Source organism: Aeromonas eucrenophila (assembly GCF_000819865.1).
In the GTDB taxonomy this organism is placed as follows: Bacteria; Pseudomonadota; Gammaproteobacteria; order Enterobacterales; family Aeromonadaceae; genus Aeromonas; species Aeromonas eucrenophila.
On the sequence record NZ_CDDF01000012.1, the window covers coordinates 132,780 to 147,316 of the forward strand.

A 14,537-nucleotide genomic window follows, 5' to 3' on the forward strand; every position below is an offset into this window, starting at 1 on the left:
AACTAAATGTAACGTGCTGGTGAAGGCCGCCAGCACCTTACTCTGCCACTCAATAAGCAGGCGGTGATTTATTCGACATAACCCTGTTTATACGGATTTATATGGGTGTACGGTCGCAATGCCCCATGTTTGTCACCCCAGACAGGCCCCAGTCGTGCCCCTCGGTGACAACACTTCACACCCCGGTGATCCACTCCCCCTTCCGTCCATGGCTGCCCCTTTTCATCGGAGCCCTATCCCTGCACGTGACTAGCGTAACGTCGCCGCCACATGATCTCTGCCGTGGTGCGCGAGTGCCCGCTGGTGGATTAAAGCAACAACCACTTTTCCAACAAAAATTAAACGCCGGTGAGTATCCGTTGCCGACTGATCAACACCTTCACCCGGATGCCAAGGCGCTCCGATCCCTCTGCCAGCGCAGGGAACATCAAGGTGCATGGTGCTAACTGGTTGAAATATGACGGATGTGTCGTCATTCACTTGCCATTCATCCCGCTTCCGCTCTACTCTACAAATTCGCAACATCTGGCATACCAGCATTGTGAAACAAAATTTCTTTTGTTCTTTTGTTACATATGATCCAGATCAAGTTTTTCTGAGTCGTCCCGGCCCTATAATCGACTCAGAAAGCGATTTAGTAAGACATGTAAATACCCCGTTGTGGTGATTCTCTCCTTGACAGGGCAGCTATAATTGCCGGGCATTGCCAAGGTCTTACTAAACAGTTTTCAAATCATCAGGAGATAAACATGGCAGTAACCAATTTGGCTGAACTGGATGCACTGGTCGCCCGCGTCAAAGAAGCACAGCGTGAATTCGCCAGCTTCTCGCAAGAGCAGGTAGACAAGGTTTTCCGTGCCGCCGCCCTGGCCGCCAGCAACGCCCGTATCCCCTTGGCCCAGATGGCCGTGGCCGAATCCGGTATGGGTATCATCGAAGACAAGGTTATCAAGAACCACTTCGCCTCCGAATACATCTATAACGCTTACAAAGACGAGAAGACCTGCGGCATCCTGAGCCAGGACGACGAGATGGGCACCATCACCATCGCCGAGCCGGTAGGCATCATCTGCGGTATCGTACCGACCACCAACCCGACTTCCACCGCGATCTTCAAGGCCCTGATCTCCCTGAAGACCCGTAACGCCATCATCTTCTCCCCGCACCCCCGTGCCAAGAACTCCACCAATACCGCTGCCAAGCTGGTACTGGATGCAGCCATCTCCGCCGGTGCACCGAAAGACATCATCGGCTGGATCGATCAACCGTCCGTTGAGCTGTCCAACGCGCTGATGAAGCACAACGACATCAACCTTATTCTGGCCACCGGTGGCCCGGGCATGGTGAAGGCCGCTTACTCCTCAGGCAAACCCGCCATCGGTGTGGGTGCCGGTAACGTGCCCATCGTCATCGACGAAACTGCCGACATCAAGCGTGCCGTCGCCTCCATCCTGATGTCCAAAACCTTCGACAACGGCGTAGTCTGTGCCTCCGAGCAAGCCGTCATCGTGGTTGACTCCATCTACAACCAGGTCAAAGAGCGTTTCTCGACTCACGCCGGTTACATCCTGTCCAAGGACGAAGCCGACAAGGTCCGTAAAGTGCTGCTGATCAACGGCGCCCTGAACGCCGATATCGTGGGCCAGCCTGCGACCAAGATCGCCGCCATGGCGGGCGTCACCGTACCGGCTACCACCAAGATCCTCATCGGTGAAGGTCTGGAGCTGTGCGCGGAAGACGAGTTCGCTCACGAGAAGCTCTCCCCGACCCTGGGCATGTTCCGCGCCAAGAACTTCGAAGAAGCCGTCGAAATGGCCTGTGACATGGTCAACATCGGTGGTATCGGCCACACCTCCGGTCTGTACACCGACCAGGATCGCAACGCCGACCGCATCAAGTACTTCGGCGACAAGATGAAAACCGCCCGTATCCTGATCAACACCCCGTCCACTCAGGGTGGTATCGGTGACCTGTACAACTTCGCGCTCGCACCGTCTCTGACCCTGGGTTGCGGCTCCTGGAGTGGTAACTCCATCTCCGAGAACGTCGGTCCCAAGCACTTGATCAACAAGAAGACAGTCGCAAAACGGGCAGAAAATATGCTGTGGCACAAACTTCCGAAGTCCATCTACTTCCGTCGTGGCTCTCTGCCGATCGCCCTGGGTGATCTGGAAGGCAAGAAGCGCGCCCTGGTGGTCACCGACCGCTTCCTGTTCAACAACGGCTATGCCGACGAAGTGGTTCGTCTGCTCAAGAAGCTGAACATGGAAGTGGAAGTGTTCTACGAAGTGGAAGCCGATCCGACCCTGTCCGTGGTACGCAAGGGCGCCGAGATGGCGAACTCCTTCAAGCCGGACGTTATCCTGGCGCTGGGCGGTGGTTCCCCCATGGATGCGGCCAAGATCATGTGGGTCATGTACGAGCACCCGAACACCGCGTTCGAAGACCTGGCCATGCGCTTCATGGATATCCGCAAGCGTATCTACAAGTTCCCGAAAATGGGCGTGAAGGCCGAACTGGTCTGTATCACCACCACTTCCGGTACCGGTTCTGAAGTCACTCCGTTTGCGGTCGTGACCGACGACGCCACCGGCATGAAGTACCCGCTGGCCGACTACGAGCTGACCCCGAACATGGCCATCGTCGACGCCAACCTGGTCATGGGCATGCCCAAGTCCCTGTGCGCCTTCGGTGGTATCGATGCGGTCACTCACGCCATGGAAGCCTATGTTTCCGTACTGGCCAACGAGTACTCCGACGGTCAGGCGCTGCAAGCCCTGAAACTGCTGAAGGAATACCTGCCGTCCAGCTACCAGAATGGCGCCAACGACCCGGTCGCCCGCGAGAAGGTGCACAATGCGGCCACCATCGCCGGTATCGCGTTTGCCAACGCCTTCCTGGGTGTCTGCCACTCCATGGCGCACAAGCTGGGTGCCGAGTTCCACATCCCGCACGGCCTGGCCAACGCCCTGCTGATCAGCAACGTCATCCGCTACAACGCGAACGACAACCCGACCAAGCAGACCGCGTTCTCCCAGTACGACCGTCCGCAGGCTCGTCGTCGCTACGCCGAAGTCGCTGACCACCTGGGTCTGACTGCCGCCAGTGACCGCACCGCCGCCAAGATCGAGAAGCTGCTGGTCTGGCTGGATGGGCTCAAAGCCACCCTGGGCATCCCGGCCTCCATCCGTGAAGCTGGCGTAAACGAGGCTGACTTCCTGGCCAAGGTTGATCAACTGGCGCTGGAAGCCTTCGATGACCAGTGCACCGGCGCCAACCCGCGCTACCCGCTGATCACCGAGCTCAAAGCCATCCTGATGGACACCTACTACGGCCGTCCCTTCACCGAGGAAGCTCAGGTTGCGACTCCGGTTGCCGCCAAGGTTGAAGCCAAGGTTGATAGCAAGAAGAAATCCAAGGCCTGATAACCGGTCCTGAGACAAAAGCCCGCGCACCTGCGCGGGCTTTTTTATTTGTCTATCTGCTTAATTTTGCTAGCTTGTTGGTAGGTAACTACGACACAAGAGCGAGTTATGGCGTTGATCCAAGCCTCCATCGAGCAGTTGAGAGTCGGCCACTACATCCACCTCCCCACCGGCTGGACCAGCCACCCTTTCCTGTTCAATACCTTCAAGATCCGCGACCAACAACAACTCGACATTCTCCGCCACCTCGAACTCACCCTGCTGATGGTGGATCCCGACAAGAGCGATCTGCCCGTCGAGCCTCTGCTGCACGCCGACCCCGTCCCCTTGAACCAGAGCCAGCAAGCGCAAGACGAGCGGCAACCCCCCGAACTCCCCTTATTCGATGAGAAGGCCTTTCGCCGCTCCCTGCGCGCCGCCGACAAGGCGTTCGGCCAATCCCTGTCCGAGCTGCGCGATGCCCTGGGTGCCCTCAATCTCAAGCCTGATGAGGGACTGGCCAACACGGCGCAGATAGTGCGTAGCGCCGCCGCCCAGATAGGGGCACACGAAGGCACACTCGGGCTGCACCTGATCCGCAGCCAGCACACCGACATCCTGCTGCAACACAGCCTGAACGTGGCCTTCATTGCCATGCTGATGGCCCGCGAGCTCGGCATGAGCCCCATCGAGATCGAGGAGGCTGGCCTGGCCGGGCTGGTACACGACATCGGCGAGCTCAGGATCCCGAGCCAAATCACCCAGAAGCGGGGGGAGCTCAGCAAGGCCGAACTCAACTTCCTCAACATGCACCCCCAATATGGGCTGGAGATGCTCACCCAGTTGAAGGCGTTTGAGCCCAGGATCCGCGAGGTGGCCCACCTGCATCACGAGCGGCTCGATGGCACCGGCTTCCCGCTCGGCATCAAGGGGGGAGAGATCCCTCCCCTCGCCCGCCTCATCGGCCTGGTGGATTACTATGACGAGCTGCTGCACCCGCGCAGCAGCATCAACCCGGCGGCGCCGAGCCAGGCCATCGGCCAGCTCTACAAGTTGTCCCAGAAGAAATTCGATCAAGATCTGGTCAGATTGCTGATAAAGGTGCTGGGAGTCTATCCGCCGGGCTCGCTGGTTCGTCTCGACGACGGGTCGGTGGCACTGGTGCTCTCGACCGAGCCCAGCATGCCCCTCAAGCCCAAGCTGCTGCCCTATGTCAGGGGCCAGCGCCCGGAAGCCGTGCAGATGATCGATCTGCGGGAAGATGTGCGCAGCATCACGGCCTGCATCAGGCAGGAGGAGCTGGATGAGGGACAGCGGCTGTTTTTCAACCTGACCCGGCGTTTTTGTTACTATTTTGCCTTCTGAGTTATCCCCAGAAGCTGGGGATAACTCATTGGACAAACCTGAATAATTACCAAATCCCCCCCTAAATAGTCCGCTATCGGGGCTGGATGAAAAACGCCCAGCCGAGGGCTGGGCGGAGCATGCCACCTCCGTGTGGCGTGTCCGGTGGACACATTCATGCTCTCTCCAGCAATACCAAGCTCGTCACATTTACACAAATATCAATTTAACGTACTGATTTTATATGGTTTTAATTTTCCATTCTGGCAAACTGCCCGGCGACACGGCCAAGGGGTACGGCAAAACACGATCCGGCTCACAGAACAAGCGGATGAGGCCCAGGCCCGGCACGACATAGGAGGAATGTTTTTTATGCAATTAGTCCTCTCCCTGCTCCAGCAGATGAGCGTCAGCCTGGTCATCGCCTACCTCTTCTCCAAGAGCCCCCTGCTACGCCCGCTGGCCAACTATTCGGTCAGGCTCCCTCACAAGGTGCTGATATACGTCATCTTCTCCTGCTTCTGCCTGCTCGGCACCTATGTGGGGCTGGACATCGATGACGCCATCGCCAATACCCGCGCCGTCGGTGCCGTGCTGGGGGGATTGCTCGGTGGGCCCCTGGTGGGGTTTCTGGTGGGGCTGACCGGCGGCCTGCACCGCTACACCCTGGGGGGCTTTACCGATCTGGCCTGCGCCATCTCCACCACCTGCGAGGGCTTGCTGGGGGGATTGGTGCATTGGCGGCTGATGCGGGCAAACCGGGTGGATGCGCTGTTCAAGCCCAGAATCGCCTTCTTCACCACCCTCTACGCCGAGATACTGCAGATGGTCATCATCCTGCTGGTCGCCACCCCGTTCGACAAGTCCCTGCTGCTGGTGCGCACCATCGCCACCCCCATGATCCTGGCCAACTCCTGCGGGGCGGCGCTCTTCATCAGCATGATCCGCGATCAGCAACGGATGTACGAGAAGTTCTCCCGGGTCTTCTCCGCCAAGGCACTCACCATCGCCAACCGCACCGTTGGCATCATGACCCAGGGCTTTACCCGCGATGCGAGCCAGAAAATCGCCCACATAGTGCAGGAGGAGACCGGGGTCGGCGCCGTCGCCATCACGGACACCGACAAGATCCTCGCCTTCATCGGCATCGGCGAGGAACACCACAAACCGGGTACCCCCATCACCTCCACCATCACGCTGCAGGCCATCGCCCAGAACAAGGTGCTGTTTGCCGACGGCAACCGCCAGCCCTATCGCTGCAGCATCTCCCCTGCCTGCCAGCTCGGCTCTGTGCTGGTCATTCCGTTGCAGGGAGACAAGGGTGTCATCGGCACCATCAAGCTCTATGAGCCCAAGAAACGGCTGTTTCTCAAGATCAACCACACCCTGGGGGAAGGGATCGCCAACCTGCTGTCACAACAGCTGCTGAGCGGACGGCTGGAGCAGCAGCAGCGGCTGCTGGTGCAATCCGAGCTCAAGCTGGTACAGGCCCAGATCAACCCCCATTTCCTGTTCAACACCCTCAACACCATCAGCGCCATCACCCGACGCGATCCCGAGCGCGCCCGCCAGCTGCTGCTGCACCTCTCCCGCTTCTTTCGCAAGAACCTCAAGCGCCAGAGCGATCTGGCCACCCTGCAAGAGGAGCAGGAGCACTGCCAGTCCTATCTGGAAATCGAGCAGGCCCGCTTTGGCGAACGACTGACCGTGGTCAACGAGATCCCGCCACACCTGGCCAGCCTGCAACTGCCGAGTTTCACGCTCCAGCCCCTCATCGAGAACGCCATCAAGCACGGTATCAGCTCTTTGCTGGAGCAAGGGCGGATCCGACTCTTTGCAGAGGAAGGCCCCGACCAGATCACCCTCTGCGTGGAGGACAATGCCGGCACCTGGCAGGCGGAAACGGGGGGAGACGGGCTGGGCATGAGCATAGTGGACCGGCGACTCAAGAGTGCCTTCGGCGATCGCTTCGGCATCCGCGTGCTGTGTGAGCCCGAGCAATGGACCCGGGTCTGCATCACCCTGCCCAAGACGCCCCTGACTACCAAGGAGACCCCATGATCCGCGTCCTGATCGTCGATGACGAACCCTATGCCCGCGAAGAGCTGGCCGAACTGCTCGGCCCCGAAACCGACATAGAGATCCTGGGCTTGGCCGCCAATGCCATCGAGGCGCTCCCTCTCATCCAGCGGCTCAGGCCGGATGTGGTGTTTCTCGACATCCAGATGCCCAAGCTCAGCGGCATGGAGCTGGTCGCCATGCTGGACCCCCTGCCCCGCATCGTCTTCGTCACCGCCTTCGACGATTACGCCATCCAGGCGTTCGAGGAGAACGCCTTCGACTACCTGCTCAAACCGGTAGAGCCGGCACGCCTCGCCAAGACGCTGGCACGCCTGCGCCAGGATCTCAGCCCGCAGCCCATGGCGGTGTTGGCGCCCACCATCCGCCACATTCCCGGCTATTTGCACAATCGGGTGCGGCTGCTGCCCATAGAGCAAGTGGAGTTTGCCTTCTCCGATCTCGGCGGGGTGCACGTCGCCTGCCAGGGGGAGCTGTTTCACACCCAGCTGACCCTGAAATCCCTGGAGGAGAAGACGCCGCTGCTGCGCTGCCATCGCCAGTATCTGGTGGCGCCCTCCGCCATCTACGAGATCCAGTTGCTGGACAATCAGTTGGCCCAGATAGTGACGCCGAGCGGCGCTCAGGTGCCGGTCAGTCGCCGCTATCTCAAGGAGCTGAAGGAGGAGTTGGGCCTGGAGTGAGGGCCACGACTGTGCGCCGGATCACAGCCAGCGACCGCTCATGCCGCCAGGTCGCCGCTCACGGCCTTTACCTGCGGTGAATGGCAAGCCCCCCTTAGACTGGTTACGCACACCATAAAATAACAATGCTGGAGCGTAACAATGATCTGGTTTTTCCTCTGTGTCGGCCTGCTGGTGGCTGGCTATTTCATCTATGGCAAATTCATCGAGCGGCTGTTTGGCCCCAAACCCGAACGAGCCACCCCCGCCCTCACCATGGCCGACGGCGTGGACTATGTGCCCATGTCGGACAAGAAAGTCTATCTGGTCCAACTGCTCAACATCGCCGGGGTCGGCCCCATCTTCGGCCCCATCCTGGGCGCCCTCTACGGCCCGGTCGCCATGCTCTGGATAGTGTTTGGCTGTATCTTCGCCGGCGCTGTCCACGACTACTTCTCCGGCATGCTGTCGGTGCGTGCCAAGGGCGCCTCTGTACCGACCGTGGTCGGTGAGCACCTGGGCACCGCTGCCAAGCACTTCATGAACCTGTTCGCCGTAGTGCTCTTGATGCTGGTGGGCGTGGTCTTCGTGCTGAGCCCGGCAGGCCTGCTGGCCAACCTCACCTCCATCGATCTGGTGTACTGGATTGCGGCGATCTTTGCCTACTACATCCTCGCCACCATAGTTCCCATCGACAAGATCATCGGTCGCTTCTACCCCATCTTCGGTGCCCTGCTGGTGTTCATGTCGGTCGGTCTCATCGTCGGCCTCATCGTCTCCGGCAAAGGCTTCTACAACACAGGGATGGACTTCTCCAACCTGCACCCGACCGATCTGCCGCTCTGGCCGCTGCTGTTCATCACCATCGCCTGCGGCGCCGTCTCCGGCTTCCATGCCACCCAGTCCCCGCTGATGGCACGCTGCATGCAAAACGAGAAGTCCGGCCGCTTCATCTTCTACGGCGCCATGATCGGCGAAGGCGTCATCGCCCTCATCTGGTGCACCCTGGGCCTCTCCTTCTATGAGAGCACCGAAGCGCTCAACGCCACCCTGGCCAACGGCGGCCCGGCGGCCGTGGTGCACGAGGTGTCCACCAGCCTGCTTGGCACCGTCGGCGGCATCCTGGCCATCCTCGGCGTGGTGATCCTGCCCATCACCTCTGGCGACACCGCGTTTCGCAGTGCCCGCCTCATCGTCGCGGACTTCCTGAAACTGACCCAGAAGCCCATGGCCAAGCGACTGCTGATCGCCATCCCCATGTTCATTCTCGGTTTCATCATCTCCAAGGCTGACTTCGATGTGATCTGGCGCTACTTCGGTCTGGCCAACCAGGCCACCGCCGCCATCATGTTGTGGGCCGCCGCCGCCTACCTCATCAAGGAGGGCAAGCTGCACTGGGTCTGCACCATCCCGGCCATCTTCATGACCACCGTCTGCATCACCTTCTTGGGCAATGCCGCCATCGGTTTCGGTCTGCCGATGAATATCTCCACCATGCTGGGGGTCGTCACCACCTCCCTGATGACCCTGGCCTTCCTGATCAAGTTCAGGCCCTCCCGGTTAAGGGAGGCCAAAGAGAACCGATAGGAGTTCCCGTCTTCAACCCATGACAAGAGGCCCGGCATTGCTGCCGGGCCTCTTTTTGTTTGCCTCTCTCACTCCTTGCCGGTCGCCTGGGGCGGCTCGGCCGGGGCCTGATACCAGTGCTCCTTCGCCACCAGCACCGCCTGATCCGGCTGGGCGATGAAGTTGGGGGACATGATCTGCACCCCGAACTCGTTGAAGACGTCCTGGATGTGCCCGTGCAGCTCCGTCTTGACCACCGCGGGCAACAGATCCCCCTTCATCCGCACCTGCAGCTCATATTCCACATACCAGTCCTGCAGATTGAGCTGACGCACCAGGGGCGCCTCCTCCTGATTGAGCAACTGGCAGCGCCGGGCCGCCAGCTCCAGCATGGCGTGCACCTGACGCCAGGGGGTGTCGTAGCCTATGGTGACCTTGGTCAGCAGGGCAACCCCCTTCTCTCCCGCCAGCCGGGTGAGGTTGGTGACCCGGCCCCCCACCACCACCGCATTGGGCAGGGTCACCTCGTGATCCTGGCGCGTCACCAGCTTGGTGGAGAGGGCATTGAGCTCGGTCACCATGCCTTCCACGTCGCCTATCTGCACCAGATCGCCGGGTCGCAGGGCGCGGGAGTAGATGAGCACCAGGCCGCTCATGGCATGGTTCATGATGCCAGCGGAGCCCAGGGTCACCATCAGGCCGAAGAAGACGCTGATCCCCTTGAAGGCATCGGAATTTGCCCCCGGCAGATAGGGATAAGCCACCGTCAGGGCAAACAGCCAGATCACCACTGAGAGCAGCCGCCGGGTGGCGCCTATGGTCTCGGCATGCACTCCTTGCACCCGCAGCTGACCGTTCTCGACACGATCGAACAGCAGGGCCAGCATCTTGATGAAGAAGCGGGTGATGATGACGATCAGCAGCACAGTCACCAGACCCGGCATGGCGGCGATGGAGCCCTCCAGCATGTCGCCACACAGATCGAACAGGGAATCCCCGAGTCGCTCGCTCCAGGCCCGGGTCTGGGGGAAGAGCCCAAGCACATAGGTGAGCCAGCCGTAGGTGAGCATGAAGATCAGCAGCAGCACCAACAGGCTCAGTAGCCTGGCCTCCAGATTGCCCACCAGCTGGCGCCACTGATGGGGTATCAGCCCCTTTTGCAGTAGCAGACGATTGGCGAGCCACTTCTTGACGCGTCGCAGCCCCATTTGCAGCAGCCAGACCAGCGCGAAGAACAGCAGACTGGCCACCAGCGTCTTGCCGACGGCCTTGAGCAAATAAGGGGTGGAATGCAGCTCCAGATACTTGGTGCGCACCCCGTCCAGACGAACCCGCACCCGATCGGCGGCCTGATCCAGGGTCAGCTCATCAAACTCGTCCAGATCCCCGGCCAGCAGCACCAGGATGCGCTTGCCATTGACCAGGAACTCCCGGCTGTCCTGGCCGTGCCGCGTGCCCTGCTGCACCGTCACCGGCGGTATCAGATCGGAGACTTCCATGGCCTGGATCCGCTCATGGGCCAACCGCACCCGGGCTGCCCCATCCAGGCTGCCATACTTGGCGTGCAACATGACGATGGGTTCATGCAGCAGCACCAATGTTCGGGCTCGCTCCTCCTCGGTGGGGGCGATCCTGGGCTCCGCCGCCCAGCTCGAGCCAACGTGCAGCAAGCTCATCAACCACATGCCGGTCAACAATGCACCGATCTTCCATTGTCTCGTCATCGCTCACCCCTTCTCCCTGTGTCGAAGCATACGAATCCCTTTTCTTGATTGATTTTACAGAAATAAATCAATCGTGATGGAGAAATAACCAACCGGTTAACCGAGGCTGTACCGGAATATCAACTCCCCTGTTGCACTCTTGCACTGAGCTAATATGCTGTCATCATGGCCGGATGCCCTGCCTAGACGATACAGGGCATTTCCTCGCGACTTGGATGGGAGAAATCGATGATACCTGACTACATACTTACCTACGTTGCCCTCGGGATACTGGTGTTTGTCGTCTTGGTCATGTTCTACGGCGTCATCGTCATTCACGATATTCCGTATGAAATTGCCAAGCACCGCAACCACCCCCATCAGGACGCCATTCACGTAGCAGGCTGGGTGAGTCTGTTCACCTTGCACGTGCTCTGGCCTTTCCTCTGGATCTGGGCCACGATTTATCGCCCCGACCGCGGGTGGGGTTTCAATCAACGTCTGCAAAAAGACGAAGATGAGATCTCGACACTCAAGCAAGAACTTGCCGCCTTGCAAGCCCGTATGACCACGCTCGAACAGACCGATAAATAGGTAATCATTCATGGACTTGCTACTGATCCTCACCTACACGGCCATCTGTGTAGGCATTTTCAAGCTCTTCAAGATCCCGCTCAACAAGTGGACAGTGCCGACGGCCGTGCTCGGCGGCGTCTTCATCATAGGGGCGCTCATCGTACTGATGAACTACAACCACCCCTACTCGGAGCTGGCACGCAATTACTACGTCTCCACCCCTATAGTCCCGCTGGTCAAGGGTCGCGTCACCGAGGTGCCGGTCCAAGCCAACCAGAAGGTCAAGAAGGGTGATGTGCTGTTCCGTATCGAAGCCGAGCCCTTCGAGCAGAAAGTGGCCAGCCTGACCGCACGGCTCGCCTCGAACCGGGACTTCCTCAAGGCACTCGATGCCCGGCTGCGCTCCGCCAGTCTGGACCGGGATCGTGCCCTGGAGCTGGTACGCCGCGGCATCGGCAAACAGCGGGATCTCGACGTCACCCAGGCCAATGTGGATGACATCGTCGCCCAGATTGACCAACAGAAAGCCTCCGTGGATGACTTGAACGCCCAGCTCAACATCGCCAAGTACGAGCTGGAGCAGACCGTGGTCTATGCCCCGAGCGACGGCCACGTAGTGCAGCTGGCACTGCGTCCCGGCATGATCGCCGCCCCCTTCATGTATCGCCCCGTGATGACCTTCATCCATGACGATGCCAGCTACTACGTCGGCTGGTTCTGGCAGAACAGCATGCAACGACTGGCGGCTGGCGATGAGGCCGAGGTGGTGCTGGACGGTATCCCCGGCAAGATCTTCAAGGCCAAGGTGCAGTCCGTGATCCCCGCCATGGCGCCGGGTAACATTCAGGCTCAGGCCGGACTCATCGATCAGAGCACGGCGCAATTGCCGGGCCGCCTGCCCATCGTTCTCGAGATCACCGACCCCGAGTGGGCCAAGTATCAGGTGATCGCAGGCTCAAGCGGTCAGGCCGCCATCTACACCCAATATGTCCACCACGTGGCCATCATGCGCAAGATCCTGATGCGCATGGGTAGCTGGCTCAACTACCTGTTCCCCTTCCACTAAGCTGCGATGCAGTGAACCAACGGGCCGGAATCATTCCGGCCCGTTTTTTTTGATGCCAAGTTCTGCGCTTCTGCCTCGGGGTCCCGCCACCTCACGCTGCATTTTGGCGGCAAGATCCCTATAATGGCGCCATCTTGCACCAGCCCGTATCCCCATGTTCGTTCTCAGGCCCTACCAAACCGACGCGGTCAACGCCGTCATCCAGCACTTTCGCAAACACCCGGATCCCGCCGTGGTGGTCCTGCCGACCGGCGCCGGCAAGAGCCTGGTCATCGCCGAGCTCGCCCGCAAGGCCCGTGGCCGGGTGCTGGTGCTGGCTCACGTCAAGGAGCTGGTGGAGCAGAACCACGCCAAGTACGAGGCCTGGGGGCTCAAGGCCGACATCTTCGCCGCCGGGCTGGATCGCAAGGAGGCCAGCGCCCAGGTGGTGTTCGGCTCGGTGCAATCGGTGGCGCGCAATCTGGACGCCTTCGACGGGGCTTTTTCCCTGCTTATCATCGACGAGTGTCATCGCGTGTCGCTGGAAGATGACAGCCAGTACCATCAGGTGATCGCCCATCTCAAGACCGCCAACCCGGCGCTCAAGATCCTCGGCCTCACCGCCACCCCTTATCGGCTGGGCCTCGGCTGGATTTACCGCCGTCACTACCACGGCATGGTCAAGAGCCACGGGGAGCGGCTGTTCGGCGACTGCGTGTTCGAACTACCCCTGCGCTTCATGGTGAAAAACGGCTATTTGACGCCGCCGCGCCTGATCGATGCCCCCATAGTTCACTACGACTTCAGCAGGCTTATCCCCCGCGAGAACGGTCTGTTCAGCGAGGCGGATCTCAATGGCGAGCTCAAGCGCCAGCAGCGGGTCACCCCCCATATCATCGGCCAGGTGCTGGAATATGCCCGCGAACGGCAGGGGGTGATGATCTTCGCCGCCACCGTCGAGCACGCCCGGGAAATTCACGGCCTGCTCGGGTGCAAGGGGGAAAAGGCCGCCCTGATCACGGGGGAGACCCCGGGGCCGGAGCGCGATGCCCTGATCCAGGCCTTCAAGGGGCGGGAACTCAAGTTTCTGGTCAACGTGGCGGTGCTCACCACCGGCTTCGACGCCCCCCACGTGGATCTCATCGTGATGCTCAGGCCCACCGAGTCGGTGTCCCTGTATCAGCAAGTCGTTGGCCGGGGCCTGCGCCTCTCGCTGGGCAAGACCGATTGTCTGGTGCTCGACTATGCCGGCAACAACTTCAACCTGTTCGCCCCCGAGGTCGGCGAGCCCAGGCCCCACGCCGGCACCGAGCCAGTGCAGGTGCCCTGCCCCGCCTGCGGCTTTGCCAACACCTTCTGGGGCAAGACAGATGAAGATGGCAAGGTGATCGAGCACTATGGCCGTCGCTGTCAGGGGCTATTCGAGGATGACGAGGGCCATAGAGAAGAGTGCGATTTCCGCTTTCGCGCCAAGAGCTGTCCCGCCTGCGGGGCGGAGAACGACATCGCCGCCCGTCGCTGCCAGAGCTGCGATCAGCTGCTGGTGGATCCGGACGACAAGCTCAAAGAGGCGCTCAATCTCAAGGACTGCATGGTGATCCGCTGCGCCGGCCTGACCCTCGCCAGCGGCCGTGGCAAACAGGGGGAGCGGCTGGAGGTGACCTACCACGATGAGGACGGCTTGACCCTGGTGGAATACTTCGGCTTTCACTCGAGCGGTGCGCGGCGCTTGTTTCAACAGCGCTTTGTGCGTCATCATTGGCCCGCCCCGGGCCTCGAGCCCGAATTCACCACCCTGGAGAGCGTGCTGGCCGAAGGCCACCAATTCCGCCACCCGGACTTCGTCATCGCCCGCAAGGCGGGGCGCTTCTGGCAGGTGAAAGAGAAAATTTTTGACTATCAGGGTCGTTACCGCACAGCCGAAACCCTTGGCTGACGGCACCCTGACAGGTGAATATATCCATTTTGAGTATAAAGACTGGCAGACGATGCCAGTCTCTTCGTCAAGTTTGAGGATCTTATGCAGCGGCTGTTGATTGGTGTTTGTGCTCTGTTTTCCACCCTGTTTTCTCTCGGGGCCCATGCCGCCCCGCTGATCCCGCCCAAGGGAGGCCAGTACGCCGTCATAGTGCAAGGCAGCGGCGGGGGGGAATTTGCC

9 protein-coding genes are annotated in these 14,537 nt (G+C 60.3%); 8 read left to right on the plus strand and 1 reads right to left on the minus strand.

What is annotated here, in order from left to right; all coding sequences use genetic code 11:
* The first annotated feature begins 749 nt into the window (after positions 1-749).
* The 5 genes from adhE (at position 750) to BN1124_RS13100 (ending at position 9,076) form a co-directional block, all read left to right on the plus strand.
* Positions 750-3,425: a bifunctional acetaldehyde-CoA/alcohol dehydrogenase gene (gene adhE / locus BN1124_RS13080; protein ID WP_042642575.1), complete on the plus strand. Its 2,676-nt coding sequence runs from the start codon at positions 750-752 to the stop codon at positions 3,423-3,425.
* Between the two features lie 108 nt (positions 3,426-3,533).
* Positions 3,534-4,769 (plus strand): HD-GYP domain-containing protein, encoded by a 1,236-nt coding sequence (locus BN1124_RS13085; RefSeq protein WP_042642577.1) that lies wholly within the window; start codon positions 3,534-3,536, stop codon positions 4,767-4,769.
* Between the two features lie 351 nt (positions 4,770-5,120).
* Complete coding sequence (locus BN1124_RS13090) at positions 5,121-6,809, plus strand: sensor histidine kinase (RefSeq protein WP_042642579.1); 1,689 nt, start codon at positions 5,121-5,123, stop codon at positions 6,807-6,809.
* On the plus strand, positions 6,806-7,510 hold the full coding sequence (btsR, locus tag BN1124_RS13095; RefSeq protein ID WP_042642581.1) for a two-component system response regulator BtsR: 705 nt from the start codon (positions 6,806-6,808) through the stop codon (positions 7,508-7,510). Before BN1124_RS13090 ends, btsR begins: the two co-directional genes overlap by 4 nt.
* A gap of 141 nt (positions 7,511-7,651) precedes the next feature.
* Positions 7,652-9,076, plus strand: a complete 1,425-nt coding sequence (locus BN1124_RS13100; RefSeq protein ID WP_042642582.1) for a carbon starvation CstA family protein — start codon at positions 7,652-7,654, stop codon at positions 9,074-9,076.
* A gap of 68 nt (positions 9,077-9,144) precedes the next feature.
* Here BN1124_RS13100 and BN1124_RS13105 read toward each other — a convergent pair whose 3' ends face one another.
* Positions 9,145-10,779, minus strand: coding sequence for a mechanosensitive ion channel family protein (locus BN1124_RS13105; RefSeq protein ID WP_042642584.1), 1,635 nt, complete (start codon positions 10,777-10,779; stop codon positions 9,145-9,147).
* 228 nt (positions 10,780-11,007) lie between these two features.
* On the opposite strand from BN1124_RS13105, the gene BN1124_RS13110 reads away from it, so the two are divergent.
* The 3 genes from BN1124_RS13110 (at position 11,008) to BN1124_RS13120 (ending at position 14,315) form a co-directional block, all read left to right on the plus strand.
* Positions 11,008-11,352, plus strand: a complete 345-nt coding sequence (locus BN1124_RS13110; protein ID WP_082041623.1) for a DUF3302 domain-containing protein — start codon at positions 11,008-11,010, stop codon at positions 11,350-11,352.
* A 10-nt stretch (positions 11,353-11,362) separates the two neighbouring features.
* The gene (locus tag BN1124_RS13115) at positions 11,363-12,400 is read left to right on the plus strand and encodes an HlyD family secretion protein (RefSeq protein ID WP_042642586.1); all 1,038 of its coding nucleotides are present in this window, start codon (positions 11,363-11,365) and stop codon (positions 12,398-12,400) included.
* A 154-nt stretch (positions 12,401-12,554) separates the two neighbouring features.
* Positions 12,555-14,315 carry a DNA repair helicase RadD gene (locus tag BN1124_RS13120; protein WP_042642587.1) on the plus strand — a complete coding sequence of 587 codons (1,761 nt, stop codon included), beginning with the start codon at positions 12,555-12,557 and terminating at the stop codon, positions 14,313-14,315.
* The last annotated feature ends 222 nt before the right edge of the window (positions 14,316-14,537 follow it).

Coding starts and splice junctions, on each gene's coding strand:
- adhE (WP_042642575.1), top strand. CDS start 750: ATGGCAGTAACCAATTTGGCTGAACTGGATGCACTGGTCGCCCGCGTC.
- BN1124_RS13085 (WP_042642577.1), top strand. CDS start 3,534: ATGGCGTTGATCCAAGCCTCCATCGAGCAGTTGAGAGTCGGCCACTAC.
- BN1124_RS13090 (WP_042642579.1), top strand. CDS start 5,121: ATGCAATTAGTCCTCTCCCTGCTCCAGCAGATGAGCGTCAGCCTGGTC.
- btsR (WP_042642581.1), top strand. CDS start 6,806: ATGATCCGCGTCCTGATCGTCGATGACGAACCCTATGCCCGCGAAGAG.
- BN1124_RS13100 (WP_042642582.1), top strand. CDS start 7,652: ATGATCTGGTTTTTCCTCTGTGTCGGCCTGCTGGTGGCTGGCTATTTC.
- BN1124_RS13105 (WP_042642584.1), bottom strand. CDS start 10,779: ATGACGAGACAATGGAAGATCGGTGCATTGTTGACCGGCATGTGGTTG.
- BN1124_RS13110 (WP_082041623.1), top strand. CDS start 11,008: ATGATACCTGACTACATACTTACCTACGTTGCCCTCGGGATACTGGTG.
- BN1124_RS13115 (WP_042642586.1), top strand. CDS start 11,363: ATGGACTTGCTACTGATCCTCACCTACACGGCCATCTGTGTAGGCATT.
- BN1124_RS13120 (WP_042642587.1), top strand. CDS start 12,555: ATGTTCGTTCTCAGGCCCTACCAAACCGACGCGGTCAACGCCGTCATC.